General features: G+C 38.5%; 10 protein-coding genes. 1 reads left to right on the plus strand and 9 read right to left on the minus strand.

From position 1 onward, the window contains the following. The 9 genes from BBI01_RS00875 to BBI01_RS00915 form a co-directional block, all read right to left on the minus strand. Positions 1 to 2,403, minus strand: a complete 2,403-nt coding sequence (locus BBI01_RS00875) for a glycosyltransferase (protein WP_065392806.1) — start codon at positions 2,401 to 2,403, stop codon at positions 1 to 3. After that, complete coding sequence (locus BBI01_RS00880) at positions 2,396 to 3,178, minus strand: alpha/beta fold hydrolase (RefSeq protein WP_065392807.1); 783 nt, start codon at positions 3,176 to 3,178, stop codon at positions 2,396 to 2,398. Before BBI01_RS00880 ends, BBI01_RS00875 begins: the two co-directional genes overlap by 8 nt. Continuing rightward, positions 3,169 to 3,468 carry an acyl carrier protein gene (locus tag BBI01_RS00885; RefSeq protein WP_002977699.1) on the minus strand — a complete coding sequence of 100 codons (300 nt, stop codon included), beginning with the start codon at positions 3,466 to 3,468 and terminating at the stop codon, positions 3,169 to 3,171. Before BBI01_RS00885 ends, BBI01_RS00880 begins: the two co-directional genes overlap by 10 nt. Next, entirely contained in the window at positions 3,456 to 7,721 is a 4,266-nt protein-coding gene (locus tag BBI01_RS00890; RefSeq protein WP_065392808.1) for a type I polyketide synthase, read from the minus strand. Before BBI01_RS00890 ends, BBI01_RS00885 begins: the two co-directional genes overlap by 13 nt. Before the next feature lie 19 nt (positions 7,722 to 7,740). Beyond that, on the minus strand, positions 7,741 to 14,781 hold the full coding sequence (locus tag BBI01_RS00895) for a type I polyketide synthase (RefSeq protein WP_065392809.1): 7,041 nt from the start codon (positions 14,779 to 14,781) through the stop codon (positions 7,741 to 7,743). A 68-nt stretch (positions 14,782 to 14,849) separates the two neighbouring features. Then, on the minus strand, positions 14,850 to 15,044 hold the full coding sequence (locus BBI01_RS00900; protein ID WP_065392810.1) for a hypothetical protein: 195 nt from the start codon (positions 15,042 to 15,044) through the stop codon (positions 14,850 to 14,852). 730 nt (positions 15,045 to 15,774) lie between these two features. Further along, positions 15,775 to 16,788, minus strand: a complete 1,014-nt coding sequence (glsA, locus tag BBI01_RS00905; RefSeq protein WP_065392811.1) for a glutaminase A — start codon at positions 16,786 to 16,788, stop codon at positions 15,775 to 15,777. A gap of 168 nt (positions 16,789 to 16,956) precedes the next feature. Beyond that, positions 16,957 to 18,285: a putative hexosyltransferase gene (locus BBI01_RS00910; protein WP_123862039.1), complete on the minus strand. Its 1,329-nt coding sequence runs from the start codon at positions 18,283 to 18,285 to the stop codon at positions 16,957 to 16,959. A gap of 63 nt (positions 18,286 to 18,348) precedes the next feature. After that, complete coding sequence (locus tag BBI01_RS00915) at positions 18,349 to 18,630, minus strand: hypothetical protein (RefSeq protein ID WP_065392813.1); 282 nt, start codon at positions 18,628 to 18,630, stop codon at positions 18,349 to 18,351. 135 nt (positions 18,631 to 18,765) lie between these two features. Between BBI01_RS00915 and BBI01_RS00920 the strand changes: the two genes are divergently transcribed. After that, positions 18,766 to 19,476 (plus strand): hypothetical protein, encoded by a 711-nt coding sequence (locus BBI01_RS00920; protein ID WP_065392814.1) that lies wholly within the window; start codon positions 18,766 to 18,768, stop codon positions 19,474 to 19,476. Positions 19,477 to 19,609: the final 133 nt, after the last annotated feature.

Genomic DNA, 19,609 nt, shown 5'->3' on the forward strand with positions numbered 1-19,609 from the left:
CTATACAGACGCTAATGTGGAATGTTCCTGTACAAAGTTTTCTAACAACTCTACCGCTTTATCATTACCTCCTGCAAGATTGAATGTATTTTGAACCTCCTGAGCAGCAGCTCTGTATTTAGGATTTTCCAGTAATTCAAAAACGGTTTCACGAAGAGCTTCTACACGCAGTCTCTTGTATCGGATGCTGATTCCGCAACCTGCCTGCTCAATTAATTTCGCAATATGGAAATGATCGTAAGCGATAGGCGTGATCAACATTGGTAATCCGTTACGGAAAGTATCGTTTACCGTATTGAAACCTCCGTGGCAAATGACCATATCCATTCTTTGCATCACCGCAGATTGAGGCACAAAGCTGTTCACGATAAAGTTCTCCGGCCATTCTTCAAAGATTTCCGGTGGAGTAGCGGCAATCACCGTTACTGGCTGATCTTTAAATGCAGCAATAATTTTTTCAAAGAAAGCTTTTCTGATGTCTACCAACAACGTTCCCAGCGATACGAAGATCTTTGGAGTGGTAGAAGCATTTAATTTATCCCAGTCAAATGGGGCATCGTTCGGACGACCTTTTACAGGACCTACGAATTTCATATGCGATGGTACGGTATCAAAACCGGCAAATGCCTGTGATGTAAATACCATATTCAGTTTGTGTGAGTGGATGTAAATACCTTCCTCATGAATGCCTACTTCTTTTTGCAGGTCTTTAATGAGGTTTTGCTGCCATTCCCAGATTTTAGGGGCACTTTTTTCAGTATCTCCCATCACGTCCGGTGGAACAGGGGTAGTCGTTACGCAAGGAATATTGTGTTTATGAGCGAAAAGCGCACCTCCGAAAGTGATACAGTCGTTCACGATCACATCAGGCATCCAGCTTTCTGTTAATCGGGTTAATCCCGGCATCATCATTTTAGCGAAAGGAACATACGTTTCTTCCAGTGCTAATTTCATCACTTCAGGACCTGAACAAGCCGGTCCGTCATCCTGTCTTTTTAAAATACGGGCGATTTCTTCCTGATACGGAATAAGATCTTCTTCAGGATAGAAGTAAGAACCTCCTTCCGGAATATGTTTGCTGTCTAAAGGCGTAATTCCGAACCATTTTACTTCATGGCCACGGGCAATCAGACTGGCTCCCACACTTAATGTAGGGCTCACATGTCCGAAAAACGGCGGAACAACGAATAGAAATTTAGATGGTTTTTCTGGTTTTGAAGCCTTTGTGATGGCTTCTTCCAATAAATTAGCTGCTGTAGATGCTCCTCCTGCTTCCATAAAAGATTGTCCTACTTTTTGAGCTGCCTCACGATAGCTCGGGTTATTTAATATTTGTTGCACTGCCTCTCTCAGATGATTGGCTTTAAATCTGTTGAAATTAAGTCTTTCCCCTGCTTCCGTACGCACCACACGTCCTGCAACATGCGACTGGTCATACGCAATAGGAATCACGACTAAAGGAATTCCGTTGGATAAAGTTTCAGAAACGGTATTGTGACCGCCATGGCAAACTACGCCATCAAGATGAGGTAACAGATCCAATTGAGGAACCTGTTGATACACCATAAAGTTATCCGGCCATTGCTCGAAAAGCTGTGGATCAGAAACCACCACAACGGTTAAATCTTCCTCTTTAAAAGCATCCACAACTTTTTGGAAGAATGCTTTTTTATGATCGTGATCGAAAGTGGTTCCGATACTTACTAAAATCTTTTTGTTGGTAGCATTTTTCAATCTGTCCCAATCGAATTCACAAGAGATACGACGCTCGGTAAGAACGGGTCCAGTGAATTTGTATTGAGGTTCCAGATTGTCCATTTCTCCAAAGAAATAATTCGAGGTTAAAACAAGGGTTAAAAGATCTGAAGTGGCCAAAGAGCGTTCTTCATCAAAGCCTAATTCTTTCTGTAGATCAATGATCTGATTGACTTCCCATTCATGAACTTTAGGCAGTTCATTCATGATTTTAATGGCAGCCGGAGCGGTAACGGAAGTTGCACAAGGAATTCCTAATACTTTGGCTGCTACCGGAGCGGCAAATAACTGGTGGTCACCGATGATTAAATCGGGTTGGTATGTCTTTAATAAAGCAACAATTCCATTATAGCAATGTCTGTTCAGTGGAATAAGAACCTCTTCGTAAAGGAACTTCACGCTGTCGATTCCGTAGACTACTTTTTTGGAAATAATATCGAGATATTGTTCGCTTTCTTTCTTTTCTGCGTCGGTCTGATCGTATTGGATCAGTAATAATTTTCCGCCCTCCGGAAGTTTAGCCTCTAACGTAGGGTCAAGGCTGATCCAGGCTACTTCGTGCCCTCTTTCCAACAGAGTAGCACCGATGCTTAGGGTAGGGTTGACATGTCCTGTCAAGGGTGGAACTATAAATGCAAATTTAGCCATGGTTCTTCGTTAAAATATTAGATAAAAACTGAGCGATCGTCTCTGCAATAAGCTGAGGTTCCTGAATCGGAATATTGTGATCGCCGGAGATTAATTCAAGTTCGGATGAACCGATTTGAGCCTGCAGCCATTCTCCTGTAGGTCTGCAGTTGGAATCAGCACCGTAAAGCAATAACGTGGAAGCTGTCAATCCATTGAAATCGGCTTCACCAAGGAAATGTTTTTCCTTAATCATATCTGCTTTGATGCTGGTTTGATTAAACAAAAACTCATACATACGATGGTTCTTTTCCATTTGTCTTTTGCCCATCTGTACTTTGGTAGTATCTGTAAAATTGGCTACATAATGCTCAAGGAATTCCTTGCTGTATTCATCAATGATATTACGGGCTTTTTCGTCCTGAGGATCCGGAGCTTCCATCACCACAAGCTGATTAACACGTTCAGGGTATTTTAAAGCTGTTTTTAAAGCAATAAGACCGCCGAAGCTATAGCCTACAAGATGTACTTTTTCCAGTTGAAGGTGATCTATTAAACCAATCAGATCGGATGACATGTTTTCAAGGTCGTACCCATCCAAAAAGCGTTCACTCATACCGTGACTTTTCAGATCGTACATCACCACATGGAAATGTTTTGCCAGAATAGGGGCGATATTAAAATAATAAATGGACAGGTTACTGAACATACCGTGGATTAAGACCACGGTTTGTTCGGCTCCTTTATTGAGTTCCTGTATATGAACTTGTCTGTTATTGACAGTGATTATTGGCATTCGTAGATATAATTGATGATCATACTAAGGTCAAGATTAATAAGCTGGTCTAGATCCATAGAAGATAACCAACCTGTAAAGTCGATCTGATCGCCAAAATGCGCCTTGATCTTTTCAGAGAAAGAGACAATCTCAATGCTGTCCATTTCAAGATCTTTGGTGAATGAACTTTCCGGAGTAATGTCCATCTCCTCTACAAATTCAGCACCTATCACTTCAGTAATAAAACCTTTTAATAAAGTAAAAAGTTCTTCGTGGTTCATTTTTAATGTTGCGTTTACAGTGTCCATCCGATAATATAATTTTTATGTTTAATAGTTTTGATTTCAATAGTGTTGATCCACAAGTGATCGTCTTTTATTTGTTCTACTTCGAAGGCTTTTGGATTTCCTTTCAATCCGGTTCCTAAGAATTTTCCGTAGGCTTCCTTCGCTACCCAGAAACGGGTCGTCCATTCTGCCTGGTCTTTTCCTTTTAATAAGGCTAATTCATTGTCTGTAAATACCAGATCATAGAATCCTTCGCTGCGTTCTTCCATAAGCTCCATATCGATTCCTACAGATTTGCCATATCTTGCAATACCCACGGCTTCTTTTCCTTTGTGAGCGAGTGAAATATGAATGTCTTCTGTAAAATCACTGATGAGGTAAGGTTTTCCCACTTCATCGGAACGGATTTCAAAGGTGATCGGGAAGCAGGCGTGATTTTTTTCCTGACGGAGAAGGTTTCTCACGGCATCTTTCACGGCTACACGGCTTACCATCCAGTTTTTCTTCTTGTTGGGTAATAATTGCAGATGATGTTGTTTTTCCGTTTGGTTGAAATATCTTTTCAGGATAAAATCCCATGAAGCGACTCTGGTATAAGCCTGGTGGAAGAAAAATACTTCCGGAGCAATCTCTTCAGAAAGTCGGTTGTGCAATGGCGACATGGAAACATTCCATAATGCGGCATCAATTTCCAGTCTTCTGTTCTGCCAGCCTGTGATGGCACACCATACTTTTCCGTCTCTTTTCAGGATAATATTTGCGATGGCAAACTCATCATTAAGTTCAGTCTGCATACAAGTGCATTCAAAAATACCATCCTGATCGTGCATATCTCCGAAGAATTCAATATCCCTGATCTTCACCGGGAAAGCGATACGGTCTTTCACTAAAGTAAGCTGTAACCAAAGCCCAAATAACTGTCCGGCATTGTCCAGTAGAGATCCTTTTCCACCATTTCCTTTGATCTTTCCTATGATTCCTTTGGTTCCAACCGCTGAAACTTCAGTAATTCCCTGGTATTTGTCACCATGGAACATGTGCATGTCGTAGATTTCTTCAGGAGTTCTTTCAATGGGTAAAAGATCACCAATGGAAAGATTGAAGGTTGGAGTAGGAATCGGGCCAGATTTTAAGGTAACTTCTGCATTGGCGAAGTTCTCAATATCCAGATACGCATGATTTTCACCACGCCATTGTCCTTTTACGGTTTTCTCAAAAGGTTGTGCTACGTTCATCCATTGGAATACACTTACGTTCATGATTTTATGAACCAATGTTCCCGGGATTTCTGCTTCTGCAATTTCTGCAAGCTGTTCAAAGATCATGGTCATCGGAATAACCGGTTCCATATCGGCTACATGAGCCCATCCTTTAGGCTGTCTCAATAAGCTGTGATCGATCAGATACGGATGACTTTCCAGCGTTACGTACAGATCTTTTGTGAAGGTTGTACTTCTCGGTGCTTGTGGAGCAGCATATTGTGCTACAGGAGCCACCTGAGCAGGACGTGGAATCGTAATCTCCGGACGGTTCTGGAATAAAGTAATAACTTCTTCCTGCATACGGATCATATCATTAACATTGTCCTGGAATGCCTGTACCAGCGGATGACCACTTTTAGCAGTTATGGCTGAAGCTGAGGCGGTGTATTGTTTTGGTGTTTCAAAGGCTTGAGCTAAGGCTTTTACTTCTTTAAAGTTTCGGATAATAGGTGATCCTAATTCCAGTTTAATGCCTTTTCCTGATACTTTTTTTGATTGCTGCTGAACTTCCAGGAAGTCAAGAGCAATTGTTTTCCCTTCTACAAATAACGAAGCGACAACACGTTGTAGTTGTGCCAATGCAGAACGGGCAGGAACGCTAGAAGGAATCGTACTAAATGCTTTTCCTTTCAAGGTATCATCAATAAATCCGATCAGACCACCGGTACCCACCTGAATGAATACTCTGGCGCCTTCTTCATATAATTTATCTGTCAGTTCACGGAAACGAACAGGCTCTACCAAATGCTCGGCACTCAGTTTTCTGATCGCTGTCTGATCTGCAGGATAAGGTTCTAAAGTCGTTGCAGACCATAACGGAATCTTCGTTTTCTGGAACTGTGCTTTTTCCATTCCGGCAAGAATTACATCCAGTTTATCAGCAATAAAAGGAGAGTGGAATCCAGACTGGAACGGCAGTACCTGATGGAAGATCTGTTTTGATTTTAATAACGGAACCAATTCATCCAATGCGGCATTGCTGCCACAAAGAATCACCTGGTTAGGGCAGTTGTCATTAGAAATATATAGGTCTGAAATTTCAGTAATAAAAGGCTGTACCACATCAATTCCGGCTCCGATGGCAATGAATTTAGAATCTTTTAATTCAAAAGTTTCAGGATTCAATACATCAATTAAAGATTTTACAGAATTGGCTTCTGCTAATTCTGAGGAATATCCTGCCAGCCATTCTCCTAAACTGTGTCCTGCATTCATGTCCGGAATGATTCCCAGTTTTTTCAATGAATTATCAAGGATGCTACAGTTGTTGAAGATGTTTAAAGCATCGGTTAAAAGACCTTCACCTTCAGTTTCTATAGGCGCTGTTAATCCGAAATAACGGCTAACGCTGTCTACTTCACCTTTTGCCAGACCATCTAAACCAGGGAATACAAAGGCTACTTTACCGCCATCTTTTAACAATGGGGTAGAAGTGTACCAAATGTCCTGTTTATTTTTCCAGATCAGGTTTTTAGAAACAATTTTAAGGGCTTTTTCTACTCTTGCAGGAGTTGGATCGAATATCGCTACTCTGAAATCTCCTTCTCCTAAAGTGGTATCGTTATTTTGTAATGCAGAAACCAATTCTGCATGAGTCGGTCTTGCCAATAGCAATACTTTGTCTTTTTTAGGCATATCATAGCCTTCAAGAACAACGTGAGCATTGATTCCTCCAAATCCGAAAGCGTTTACCGCGGCTACTTTTGGTAATCCGGTTTTTGACCAGTTTTTAGCTTCCTGTACCGGTTCAAATCTTGTGTTCTGCATGTCAGCAGTAGGATTCTCACAGTACAATGTTGGCGGTAAAGTATCATGATGTAAAGCCAGACAGGTTTTAATTAGTCCTGCAATTCCGGCAGCCGGCATGGCATGTCCGATATTGGACTTTACAGAACCAATTCCTGCTACCGGGGCAGCTTCTTCTTTTCCAAAGAACTGTGCTAAGGTCTGAAGTTCTGTTTTATCTCCAAGCGGAGTTCCGGTTCCATGAGCTTCAAGATAGCCTACTTTATTTTTATCCAGATCAGCATTGATCCAGGCTTGTTCTAAAGCTTTCAACTGACCTTTTATGGATGGGCTCATTACGCTGGTTCCGTTACCGTCACTGCTTACGCCCACACCTTTAATCACTGCATAGATTTTATCCTGATCTCGAACGGCGTCTTCCAATCGTTTTAGCACGACGAAACCACAGCCTTCCCCAATCAGTAATCCATCAGCATCCATACTGAACGGTTTGATCTGTTCTTGGCGGGACATTGCTCCTAATTGAGCAAAAATACTCCAGAAAGCAGCGTTTTGTCCGGTGTGAACTCCTCCGGCGATCATCATATCGGAACGACCTCTCTGAAGTTCCTGTACGGCGTGATCTACGGCAATTAAAGCACTGGCACAGGCAGCATCAACGGTAAAAGCAACGCCTCCAAGATCAAAACGATTGGCAACCAATGAAGCTACCAGATTGGGAATTAATCCCATGGCAGTATCGGCTGCGAAACGTCCTTTGCGTTCCTGGAAAGCATGTTTTACTTTTTCAATATCAGCAGAAGATACCTGAGGCAGCAATTCCTGCAATAAAGAGGAAATCTGTTCTCCGGTTCTTACAATTTCAATGGCACGGGTAGCTCCCGGTCCTGTATAATTTCCTTTCCCAATGACAATTCCGGTCTTTTCAAGGGAAGTATTCTTTTGAAATACTCCGGCATCCTCTAAAGCTTTCTGAACTAAATCAAGGGTCAGTAAATGATCAGGTTCTGTTCCTTCCACCGCAAGGGGTAAAATACCAAAAGTGGTAGGATTAAACTCATAATCAGGAATAAACCCGCCTCGTTTGCAATAGAAACGATCGAGAGGGTTGGTGGCATCGCTAAAATGCACCGGATCTATCCTATCAGCTGGGGCGGATTGGGTAGAATCTACTTTATTGACAATATTCTGCCAAAAAGTTTGGGCATCCTGCGCCCCGGGAAAGACGCAGGATAGTCCAACTACAGCAACATCTGTTTTTTTCATGCTTAGTGTATACAGAGGGTTACCAATTATTTCCTGACATGATAAGCACCTGGCTTTCAGTTCCGTATTTTATTTCGTTAAGGAAGATTTCTTTTCCTTCATCCAATGGAATCATGGAAATACCTCTACGTTCGTATTCAGATTCAAGGGTGGAAGAAACCATTCCTGCTCCTTTCCAAGGTCCCCAGTTGATGGAGATTACTTTTCCTTTTAATCTTTTATTCAGAGCGTTAGCGTAATCATCCAATACACTGTTTGCCGCAGCATAATCTGTCTGACCTTTGTTACCGTATACGGATGCAATACTTGAGAATAACACAACGAACTGGCAGTCTGTACGAAGTTGTTCAGCCAATACTCTAAGTGGTTTTACTTTGGTATCGAATACACGTCCGAAAGAAGAGGTCGTTTTTTGTTTGAATAATTTATCTTCTAAAAGACCTGCTCCGTGGATTACTCCATCTAAACGGCTGTATTTTTCATAAATACTGCTGATTAAATTGCTTAATCCTTCTTCGTCACAAAGATCTAAAGACTGATAAATAATTGTGTTTCCAAGCGCTTCCATATCACGGATGGTGCGTAGGATTTGATTGTTTTTATAAATTTTTGTGGTCTCTTTTTCAATCTCAGCAGGAGAAGTGAATTTTCCGGATTTAATCAAATAAGCTCTGATTTCTTCCTTAGTCTTCATTCCTTCGAATTCTTTTGCAGAAACTTCATTTCTTGGGTCTGCTGATCTTCCTACTAAAATATAAGTACATGGATATGCCTGAGACATGTGTTTCACCAGTTCTGCAGTGATTCCCTGTGCACCACCAAGTACCAATACTACTGATTTTTGATCCAACTGAATGTGAGCTTCATTTAAACTTGTTGACAACGGGGAAGGGATAATGTCTACCTTATGTCTTTGCTCGTTTTTGTAAATAACTTCAGCAGGTTTATCGTTGGTTAAAATTTCCTTTAGAGTAATATCAGCAATCTGATCTACTTCCTGAGGAGTACTTAAGCTGATGAATCTGCAAGTGGTGTGATCAAATTCTCTAGCTAAACTTTTGAAAAGTCCAGGATACCCTTGATGATGACGTAAAACACTTACATCAGTTACTTTCTGGATATGAGCCGCAATATCGGAGATTAAGTATACCCATTTCGCTTTATCAAAATCCAGTTTTTTAATTAAATCAACATGATCAATAATGCTTGGTTTATCGGTTGCTGAGAACAGGTCCAGCATGATTAATCCGTCAACATTGGAAAGATCTTTGTCTGCCTCTACCAATTCTACAATAGCTCCGTGTTTTTCCAATTCGTTTTTGATAGCTGAGGTTTGTTGGCTGTCATCCTGAGTGATAGCGAAACGTTTTCCTTGCAGAATATCTGTATTTTGTACTGAAGAAGCATCTGTAGGCGTGATGTCAAAACGAAGACGAGATAAAACATTATTCGTAGCTTCAGGAGTATTAACTTTCTTTACTTCGTTTTTTGTTTCGGTAGTGTCACCGCTCATTTCACTGATCCAGCTTGCCAATCCACGAAGGGTTTTAATAGCTGCTAATTTCTCCATTACATCATCCGCCTGCTCAAGATTTTCTCCGAAACCGATCTTGTTTTTAAGATCTGCAATGATCTCCATACGTTTGATGGAATCGATACTAAGATCTGCTTCTAAATCTAAGTCTAAACCTAGCATTTCTTTCGGATATCCTGTTTTCTCACTTACGATATTTAAAATACCGTTTTGAAGGTCTTCTAATGATAATGCAGACTTAGCCTGTGGTGCTGAAGTCGCTTCAGTAGCTGTTCCGTTTTTTTCAGTAGCGGTTGTTGTTTCAGTTCCTGAGAATTCAGTAAGCCATGATACTAATCCGCTTAACGTTTTGATGGCTGCCAATTGTTCCATCACCATATCTTCATTGGTATTACCATTGGCTAGTGTGCCTAATTCACTGCGAAGTGTACCGATAATTTCCACTCTTTTAATAGAATCGATACTTAAATCAGCTTCAAGGTCCATTTCCATACCCAGCATTTCTTGCGGGTACCCAGTTTTATCACTTACAACCTGTAGTAATAAAGCTTTTATATCTCTTTTTGGAGCTGCTTTTACGGCAACAGCAGTAGCAGCCACTGCAACAGTTCTTTCCTGCTGAACTGCTTGTACCGGAATGGTACGTTCAGGTGCAGGAGCTGGCATTGGAGTATTGTAAACAGGCATAGGGTTCACCTGAGGATTCTGTCCCATAAAGGAAAGCATCACATCACGTTGTGCCTGTATCATTAGTTTCATACTGTTTAAATATTCCTGCAGCATACGTTCTGCCGTAGATAGACCTTCCGGTGCAGGAGCTTGCGTATTATGATTGGTAAAATTGTTCATGGGAATAGGATTTATAATAGGGAGTGCACCATTAGCAGGTAATGAACCTGTTGTCGGATGTGCAGCTTGTCCGTTAACACGCCAGATGGCAGGGCTTTTCTTGTACAATTCAGGTTGATTAATGTCAACAATCTGAACGAAACGACCATCGAAAAGTTTCTCAATGTTAAAGCTGCGTCCTGTTCCTAAATACTGTGCTAACATGCACAATAAATGAGTGAATTTATTACGGCTGCTGTCTTCAACATATAAAGTCAACTGGTCTTTTTCAAGACATGATTTTGCCAATCCTGTAAGGACTTTTCCTGGTCCTACCTCGATGAATATTCTCGCTCCATCGTTATACATCGCCTGCATCTGTTCTACGAATCTCACAGGCTGTACCAAGTGGTCAGTCAATCTTTCTTTGATGTCAGAAGGATTCGAAGGATATACGTTTGCTGTGGTATTAGACCATACAGGGATCTGCATTTCCTGGAAAGGAACGTCTTTTAATACATCAGCATATAAACCTTTAGATTTTGCCAATAACGGGCTGTGGAATGCGCATGCCACTTCTAGTTTTTTAGCAGAAATACCTTCTTGTTTAAGTACTTCCAGCAATTTATTGATAGCTTCCGTACTTCCAGCGATAACACATTGAGTAGGCGAGTTGAAGTTAACCGGATAGCATCCTTCAACCCTAGCAATAATCGGTTGTAAACGTTCGTGAGTAGCACTTGCAGCTAACATAGAACCCGGATCACCATCTTCTACTGAGTTTAGAATAGATTGAGCTCTACGGATACTTAAATCAACTAATTGATCTTCTGCAAATACCCCTGAGAAACATAAAGCTGGTAATTCACCATAGCTGTGACCAGCAAGCATATCAGGAATGATTCCTAATGATTCTAAGAATTTAGCCAATGCAAGATCAACAATTCCTAAAAGTGGTTGTGCTAAACGGGTATCTTTAATGGTTTCTTTCTGTTGCTTTAAATCCGCTTCATTGAATGTTGTAGAAGGGAAAACCACTTTTTCAAGCTCAGGATAGTTATCGATAATCTGACGCATAGCCGGGAAGACTACGAATAGATCACGAGCCATATTGATTCTCTGACTTCCTTGTCCAGGGAATGTAAAGGCTACCTTACCTTCTTTTTTACTGACAGTGAAAGTATCTTTAGTCTCTATCCCTAGCAATACTAACTCAATCTTCATCATCAGGTCTACCGCAGTATCAGCTACAATACTGAACTGAATTGGCTTTTCTGAATTGATGCTTAAGCTGTAAGCAATATCTTTTAATGGAATCTCATCATTGATTTCCAATAATGTTTTGATCTGGCTTGATTGTCCTTTTGCTTCTTCATAAGTATCCCCACGGAATACAAATAATTCTGAAGGCCAAGACTGCATTGCAATTGAGTCATCTTTTTTCGGATGGTTCGCAATGACTGTGTGGAAGTTTGTTCCTCCAAATCCAAAAGCACTGATTCCCGCATATCTGTTTTTCTCAGTCCATAACCCCGTTTCCGCATGGAAAGAGAATGGGCTGGTTTGTGCGTTATAATAAGCGTTCGGATTCTTAAGGTGAAGGGTAGGAGGTTTCACACCATGGTAAACAGCAAGAGAAGCTTTGATTAAACCTGCTAATCCTGCGGCACATTTAGTATGTCCGATCTGAGTTTTCACAGAACCTAGATGCGTTTGTCCCGGTAATGCACCTGAACGGCTGAATAAGTTGGTTAAAGCACTTAATTCTGTTTTGTCTCCAACAACAGTTCCTGTACCGTGAGCTTCTACCAATCCTACTGCTGCTGCACTGATTCCTGCTTGAGTATAAGCGCGTTCTAATGCTCTTACCTGACCTACTTTTCTAGGAGCAGTCAATCCAAGGGCTTTACCATCACTGGATCCGCCAACTCCTTTAATTACAGAGTAAATACGGTCACCATCGTTGATCGCATCTTCATATCTTTTTAGAACAAGGATCGCGATTCCTTCTCCAAGGGCAATTCCGTCTGCTTCACTGTCAAATGTAGCACATCTTCCTTTTCTGGAAAGGGCATGCGTACTGGAGAACATCAGGTAATCGTTGATTCCGTTATGTAAATCTGCACCTCCGGCAAGAACCATATCGGATTTTCCTAACACAAGTTCCTGACAAGCTAAATCTAAGGCAGCTAAAGATGAAGCACAAGCTGCATCTACAGTAAAGTTTCTTCCACCCAAATCCAGACGATTCGTAATCCTACCTGCGATCACATTCGCCAAAATACCTGGGAATGAATCTTCTGTAGTATGTGGAAAAGCTTCTTTTACTTCTTCGTGAAGTTCTCCGAAGACTTGTTTATAATACCCTCTGAAACTATAGCTGTTGGCAAGGTCGTTACCGCCTTCAGCTCCGATAATTACAGAAATGTTTTCTCTATTAATATGTTTTTCACCATATCCAGCATCTTCCATCGCACGTTTTGCTACTAATAAAGTAAGCAATTGTGTAGGCTCAATAGCAGCCAGAGATTGTGGCGGAATACCGAATGCTAATGGATCAAAATCAATTTTTGGAATAAAACCACCCCATTTTGAGTGAGATACGTCTGCTTCGTCTGAATCTGGTTTATAATAAAGCTCTTTATTCCATCTTTCGTCCGGAACTTCAGTAACGCTGTCTTTTCCAAGGATGATATTTCTCCAGAACTCATCCAGGTTTTTAGCACCAGGGAAAATACATTCCATTCCTACGATAGCGATATCCAATGGTTTTTCGCTGGATGTTGGCAGTTCTGCTAATTCAGCGTTTTGGATGTATTCGTAGTTGTTGATACTAACGTTTTGATGAAGCTCTTCAAGCGTAAGCACCTTGTTTTGCATCGTGGCGATCTGCCCAATCATGTACATTCCAAGATCCAATTGATCGTCTTTAGGAATGTTGACTAACTGATCTCCTTGGCGTTCAATTCCTTTAGCTGCAATTCTTAAACGGCCTACGTTTAATTTTTCCAATTGCTCCCAAACTACTTTTTTATCAGTTCCGGCAGCTAAAAGTTTAGCTTTCTCGGTATTGAAGTGGTTGGCAAATGAAGTATTTAAACAACGGGTTTCATGGCCTGGAGCTGTTTCCAATAAAACAGTATCTTTAGCCTGCATCGCCTGTAGCTGGAACTCTTCCTGAATAGCTCCGGTCTGTACAGCTTCCTGAGTGTACAGATAAGCAGTTCCCATCAAAACACCCACTTTCACTCCTCTGGCAGCTAATGGAGCAGCCATGATGGAAACGAATGCAGTTGAGAAATCATTATGGATTCCACCCGCAAAAAATACACTGATATTTTCCGGATGGTCTTCTTTTAATATTCTTTCAATTTGTTTTTCCCAAAGAACCATGCTGGATAACGGACCAACGTGTCCACCACATTCACGACCTTCGAAAATAAAGCTTTTGGCACCTTCTTTAAGGAAAATGTCCAATAGGGCAGGAGATGGAACATGTAAGAATGTCTTTATTCCTGCTTTTTCAAATACTTTAGCCTGTGCCGGTCTTCCTCCAGCAATTAAAACTACTGGTGGCTGAGCTTCAAGAATGTAAGAGGTTTGTTCATCTCTTAATTCCTGAGGGGCAAATCCTAAAATTCCTACTCCCCATGTTTTGTTACCTGCCAACTCCTTGGTTTCCATTACTAAAGACTTTGCTGAGTTTCCTTTCAATAAGGATAGAGCAACAAAAGGTAAGGCTCCTGCTTTTGCTACTGCATTGGCAAATCCGGGAACATCACTTACACGGGTCATAGGTCCCTGTGCGATTGGATAAGTAAGCCCAAGTTCCTGTGCTAATGGATTGTTCTGATCGATCACCTGAAGGGCTTTTGCCTGTTTCAGGTGCCCATGCATTGCTTCTTTAAGTCCAAATGCAAGCTTTTTCAGAGTTCTGAACTCTTCATACAAATCTACAGCTAATGAGATGTCTTGTCCCATTGGGATGTAGCTCTTGCTAATATCAAGATTTGTAAAATACTGTTGAAGAACCTCTGCTTTCACATCCTCAGGTAACGCAGGTGAGTTAGGTCTTACTAATACACGGTGATTGGCAATGATTTTGGTTTCTGTTCCGTTCAGCTTTGAGGATAGATCCTTAATGTCTTGTGGAACAGAGCTTTCAAGAAATAAAGCAAGTTGACTATCCAGAATAACTCCTGCTGCACCTAATGCTTTTAAAGCTGCTGCGGTGTGAAGTCCTATTCCTCCTTGCACCCATACAGGGATGTTCTTGATTTCCTTGATAATACGTTGAAACAATACAAAAGTAGACTCGTATCCGATTTTTCCTCCGGCTTCATTTCCTTTGATGATAATCCCTTTTGCTCCTGCTTGTTCAGCTTGTCTTGCTTCTTCTAAACTGGTAACCTGATAGATAATATCCAGAGAAGAATTCTGATTGATTGATACACCGAATGGCAGAATTACAAATTTCACATTCTCGGGAAATTGAATTGCCAAAAAATGTTCATTAGAAATGTGAATACCATAAGAAGGTATATCGAATTGGTCAATTTGACTTAAGGCTTCTTCGGCAGTTGCCAATTCATACCCTAAGCTCAGAACAGGAAATATACCCGCCTGATGCATCTTAGGCATAAGATTGACATCCGGCCTTTCAAAAGGCGTTAGTCCGATAATAGTTAAGTTTTTCATGGCGTTGATATGTTAGTAAAAAGTTACATAACAAACATTTAACTCTTTGACGTATAGAGCGATGTTTATTATGAACAAATAAAATTGGTTCTTGTTGTATCTTTAAAAATAAAGTCTTTTTGATGATTATTTTGTAATAATGAACTATCAACCCAGAAGTGATTGTGGGTAAGGTTGATTTTCGGCTTTTTAAAAGGCGTTAGCCTTACATTGGTCAAGTTTTTCATTTCATCTATAGTATTGAAAATAATATATTGTCTCATAAATTATCTTTAATCCTGTAGGGATAAAGAGTAATTATCAATTATGAGTGAATAAAAATAATAAAATTATAATATATTTTCAACCATAAATACAATTTGATAATGATTTTTTAACACAAAAATATTAATTGTTCAAATGCTATTAAAATACATAGTTTTATTACTTATTCTTATAAACAAGCCGGTACGATTACAGTAATCACAAAATATAAATAATTATAATTAAAGGAACGTCAAGCAAAGATATAAATAAAAAATAAAATATTTCAAAAAGTAGAGATTTGTTTTTTTATATGTTACATAATAATAACATTCGGAGAAGTCGATGAAATCTACAAAAACAAGCTTTGTGAAATGTGTAAAAAATCCTGAATTATGTCGCATTAAATTGAATTGTAATAGAATAGAGGGAAAAAAAAATGATGCGATTTGTGACTTATTTGATCGGTTTGATTAAGGAAATGATAATTTTAATCTTAATGGATTTAGTCTATTGTATTAATAGGTCTTGTTTTTGTATCAATAAGTAAGTGGTTAGTTGTGTTATCTTGAAAAAAAGTGAAGATTTTTGATTATTTTTTTACTCAGATAAATATATTGTAAACAGTTTGTGAATTATTTGGGTGAAAATGAAAAAAGGTAACTCAAATTAGAGCTACCTTTTCTGTATTGTAATCAAAAAAAGAAGAGTGAAAAATGTTCTTTCTTCTGTTTAATGAAAGTTTTGTGACTAGAAAATGCTTAAATTATACTGTTTTACTAAATCTAAAATCATGTGATAACCAGCTAAAGAGTTCCCATGTTGGTCCAATGCCGGGCTGAATACTCCAATACCTATTTTTCCCGGAACACTTACGGTAATCCCACCGCCTACACCGGATTTGCTTGGTAGACCTACGGTTCTTGAGTATTCTCCACTGAATTCGTACATTCCTGCAGTCAGCATTTGAGATTCTATTAGCTTGGCAAGGTCTGCGTTTTTATATTTTGAATCACCATCATAACGAACGCATTGATTGGCAAAGAAATAACCGATTTTAGCTAAATCCTCAGTGGTTAGTTCGATGGAGCATTGTTTAAAATAATTGTCTAATTGATCTTCGTTTCCTGAAATCAATCCACTGTTTTTCATAATGTAAAACATTCCACGGTTACGGTGTCCCGTAGATTTCTCAGATTCATATACGGATTTACTGTAATCAATTGTAGGATTTTTAGTGATATAGCGAACCATATCCAGGACTTTTAAAAATGGTTTTTCTCCTTCTCCGGAAATCAAGGATGTTGTAAGGATAGCTCCCGCATTCATCATTGGATTAAGTGGTTTTCCTGTTGTTTCAAGATTGGAAAAATGATTGAAAGGTCTGTCGGAACCGAAGTATCCCATTTTATCGAAAACATTGGCTTCACCTTTTTCATTAACGGCAACCATTAACGCGATTATCTTGGAAATACTCTGCATGGTGAACTTTTTGCTCACATCACCTGTATTGAATACTTTGCCATTTTGATCTACTACTGAAAAGGCAATAGCTTTTGCATCCATTTTGCCAAGTTCAGGAATGTAATCTGCTACTTTCCCTTGGGAAGAATAGGTTCTGTTTTTTTCCAGAATATTACTTAAGGTTTTCTCTGAGATGGTAGAAGTGTCTGCTGTTTTTTGAGCATGCATTACGGTGTTCAGGGACAAAAACCCGGCTATAAGGATTCCTTTTGCAGAAAATAAAATGCTGTTTTTTTTCATGTAGAATATTTTCGAATAAAAGTTTAAATGTAAGTCTCGAAAAAACAAAGATAAGGTATTTCATTTTTTATGCAAGGTTTGTTCGAGATTCAGGTAGGAGGGCTCTGGAAGATGGAAATGGTGTTTTTTTCTTCTTTTATAATGAGAATTTCAATAAGGATCTCAATTTTATCTGTTTAATTCAAAATCTTTATAAAACAATATTCCGTGTTGATCTAGTATGTGGTTTTTCTCGTTCTCAATTTTACCATCAATTGTGTTGATGTAATAGAGTTTTACTTTCTTGTTAATAATAGCATTTTCCTGCTCTTTGGAAAGATTTTTAACGATTTTTGTATGAGAGGTTTTATCAAATTTTCCTACTAACATAATCTGTTCTGAGAGATTGCCTACATGAAAGATGGTATGATGATCTTTGGAGAGTTTTTTTATCTCTTGTACCAGGTTGCTGCAATATTGTAATCCCTGATCTTCATAATCTTCGTTTGTTAATACCATTCCTTTAAAACGAATTTTTTCAGCGGTGATATGAATAAAAAAAGGTGATAGAAATAGGGTAAATAAAACAAATTTCATCATCTTTTCTTTCATTATATATTGTAAAAGAATCAAAACAAAGGGAACCGACGGAATGAGATAGCCTGGTTCTAATGGGTATTTGATAAAGAAAATAAAATTGGAAATGATCAGAATAGCAGAGAATGTTATGAAATGATTTTTGCCTAATTCTTTTATTTTTTGATAGCCTCCTGTGAAAAATTGCATTATTAAACCCAGACCAATAGCGAGAGTTCCTATAGCGCCATATATATATAATGTAGCTAAGCTCAGAATACTTACTAAATTAAATTCTGAATCTCCTGAATTTTGCAGAAAATGAGGTCCGTATTTTATGATGACAGGTGAAAATAAGATGCCAGTAAAAAGAATGGATAAAAAAGAGTATAAAAGAACCTTTTTAATGCTTTTTTCTATGTAAAAGTAAGTAAGGAAAAGAAGTGCAGGAAGGAATATAATATTATTAAACCTTGTGCTGACTATCAGTCCGAAAAAAAGTGCTGATATCCAGATGTTTTTCTTTAAAATATAATAGATAGCACCTAATAAAAAGAACAGGGACCAATTATATTCCATTGCTATTGTGCTGTTCAGGTAAATAACCGGAATGAAAGTAAATACGATAGGAATGAGCGGTGAAAATTTTGCTTTTATGAGCTCCAGGATTTTAAAAAGAAATAAACTGCAACCGGCTGTGAAAAGAACTGATAATAAATTGATACACCAATATGGAGCGTTATATACTAATGAATACAAAAATTCCGGAAACGGATATCCGGGAAAGCGGGATACCTGGTAAATATGTTCTTCATGTAATACTTTTCCGGTGTATACTTCTCTCCAGCCATCCAAATCTGAGCCAAGGCTATTGAAAATAAAAGGCAATCGTGACAGAATTACAACGAAAACGATCATTATTTCCTTGAAGTATTTTTTCATAGCAGGCATTTTTTTTCGCAAAATAAGCTCTTTTTATATTATAAATCGATGGGATTATAAGATTTAAGCCAGAGTTTTCGATCTTTGAAAAAACCAATAGGTGTTAATAGGTTTTCTTTCTGCTACTATATTAGGTAAAAGATTAAGTTGGGATACGGTATCCAGTTGTCTCAATAGCTTCCTTAATGGAAGTCCATTTTTATAGTCTTTTGTGAAAACGCCTGCCTGAACAAAAAGAAACATTAAGTCTTTTGCCGGAATTTTATTTATTGAAGTATTGTTTGTAAAATATTCATTTACAATGTTATTGATAATATTGATTTTTTGATTTATATCTGTTTTCATGACGAGGCTATTGATTAAATTTATAAAAATAATGGATTCATAAATCAAATAAAAATAGGTTTAAAACTTTTTTGTAATATTACCTTTATTATAGATAAATATCACTTTGATCACTTGTTGAATTATAAAGATATAATGAAAAGAATATTGCTACTTTCTGTTTTTACGTTGATTGTTTCCTGTAAAGGACAAAAACAAGTTCATCCTATTGGAGAAGAACCTTTAAATCTTGAGAGTTTTGACTTTAATACAGGGATTTCAACTTTATTCCCTGAGAAAAATAAAGTTAAAACCTATGATAATGCATTTGAAATAAAAGCGAATGATTCGGAGACGTTTATGTTCCAAAAAGATACCACGTTTGTCTTCTCTGAAAGCAGAAAACCTATTGGTTTTGAATACCGACAGATTAACTGGAGTTCAAGATATTCATTGGCTGATTTTCAAGAATATTCTTTTCAGAAAATAAATCTTGCCGCTACGATGGATGGAAAGATAAAGATTATTGGTGCTGTAGCAGACGGGATATCATCGGCTGATAATAATAAACTTCTAAAATTATTAAATACAAAATACGGAGCTCCTAAAAAACTAAATGGAAGTTGGAAAGATGGGCTGGTTATTTTTGAATGGGCTAAGAAAGATCGGATCATCAGATTTGTAACTGTTCGTGATAATGAAGAAAGTACTTTGAAAATTGAAATTGATCCGGTAAAGACAAAGATTGCTGAAGGTAAAAAGAACCCGCATCTTAAAAGTTATCTGTTTGTCATTAATCCGGCTTTTAAGAATGAAGTTTTTGGAAAGCTGAATACCGGAGATTTTGTGTATTTAGATAATGAATAGTATGAAATGATATGCTGTTATAGTAAAAATCGTTTTCAGGAGTGAAGATGATTTTTTTTGTTTTTGGTATTGTTTATTATTGAGCATTTTTCATGTTTATTTTTGTAATGTTTTTGTGGGTATTTGTGTAATT

This window comes from Chryseobacterium artocarpi (genome assembly GCF_001684975.1).
Classification (GTDB): domain Bacteria; phylum Bacteroidota; class Bacteroidia; order Flavobacteriales; family Weeksellaceae; genus Chryseobacterium; species Chryseobacterium artocarpi.

Excerpts from the sequence above, each read along its gene's own strand:
- BBI01_RS00875 (WP_065392806.1), bottom strand. The coding sequence starts at position 2,403 with ATGGCTAAATTTGCATTTATAGTTCCACCCTTGACAGGACATGTCAAC.
- BBI01_RS00880 (WP_065392807.1), bottom strand. The coding sequence starts at position 3,178 with ATGCCAATAATCACTGTCAATAACAGACAAGTTCATATACAGGAACTC.
- BBI01_RS00885 (WP_002977699.1), bottom strand. The coding sequence starts at position 3,468 with ATGGACACTGTAAACGCAACATTAAAAATGAACCACGAAGAACTTTTT.
- BBI01_RS00890 (WP_065392808.1), bottom strand. The coding sequence starts at position 7,721 with ATGAAAAAAACAGATGTTGCTGTAGTTGGACTATCCTGCGTCTTTCCC.
- BBI01_RS00895 (WP_065392809.1), bottom strand. The coding sequence starts at position 14,781 with ATGAAAAACTTAACTATTATCGGACTAACGCCTTTTGAAAGGCCGGAT.
- BBI01_RS00900 (WP_065392810.1), bottom strand. The coding sequence starts at position 15,044 with ATGAGACAATATATTATTTTCAATACTATAGATGAAATGAAAAACTTG.
- glsA (WP_065392811.1), bottom strand. The coding sequence starts at position 16,788 with ATGAAAAAAAACAGCATTTTATTTTCTGCAAAAGGAATCCTTATAGCC.
- BBI01_RS00910 (WP_123862039.1), bottom strand. The coding sequence starts at position 18,285 with ATGAAAAAATACTTCAAGGAAATAATGATCGTTTTCGTTGTAATTCTG.
- BBI01_RS00915 (WP_065392813.1), bottom strand. The coding sequence starts at position 18,630 with ATGAAAACAGATATAAATCAAAAAATCAATATTATCAATAACATTGTA.
- BBI01_RS00920 (WP_065392814.1), top strand. The coding sequence starts at position 18,766 with ATGAAAAGAATATTGCTACTTTCTGTTTTTACGTTGATTGTTTCCTGT.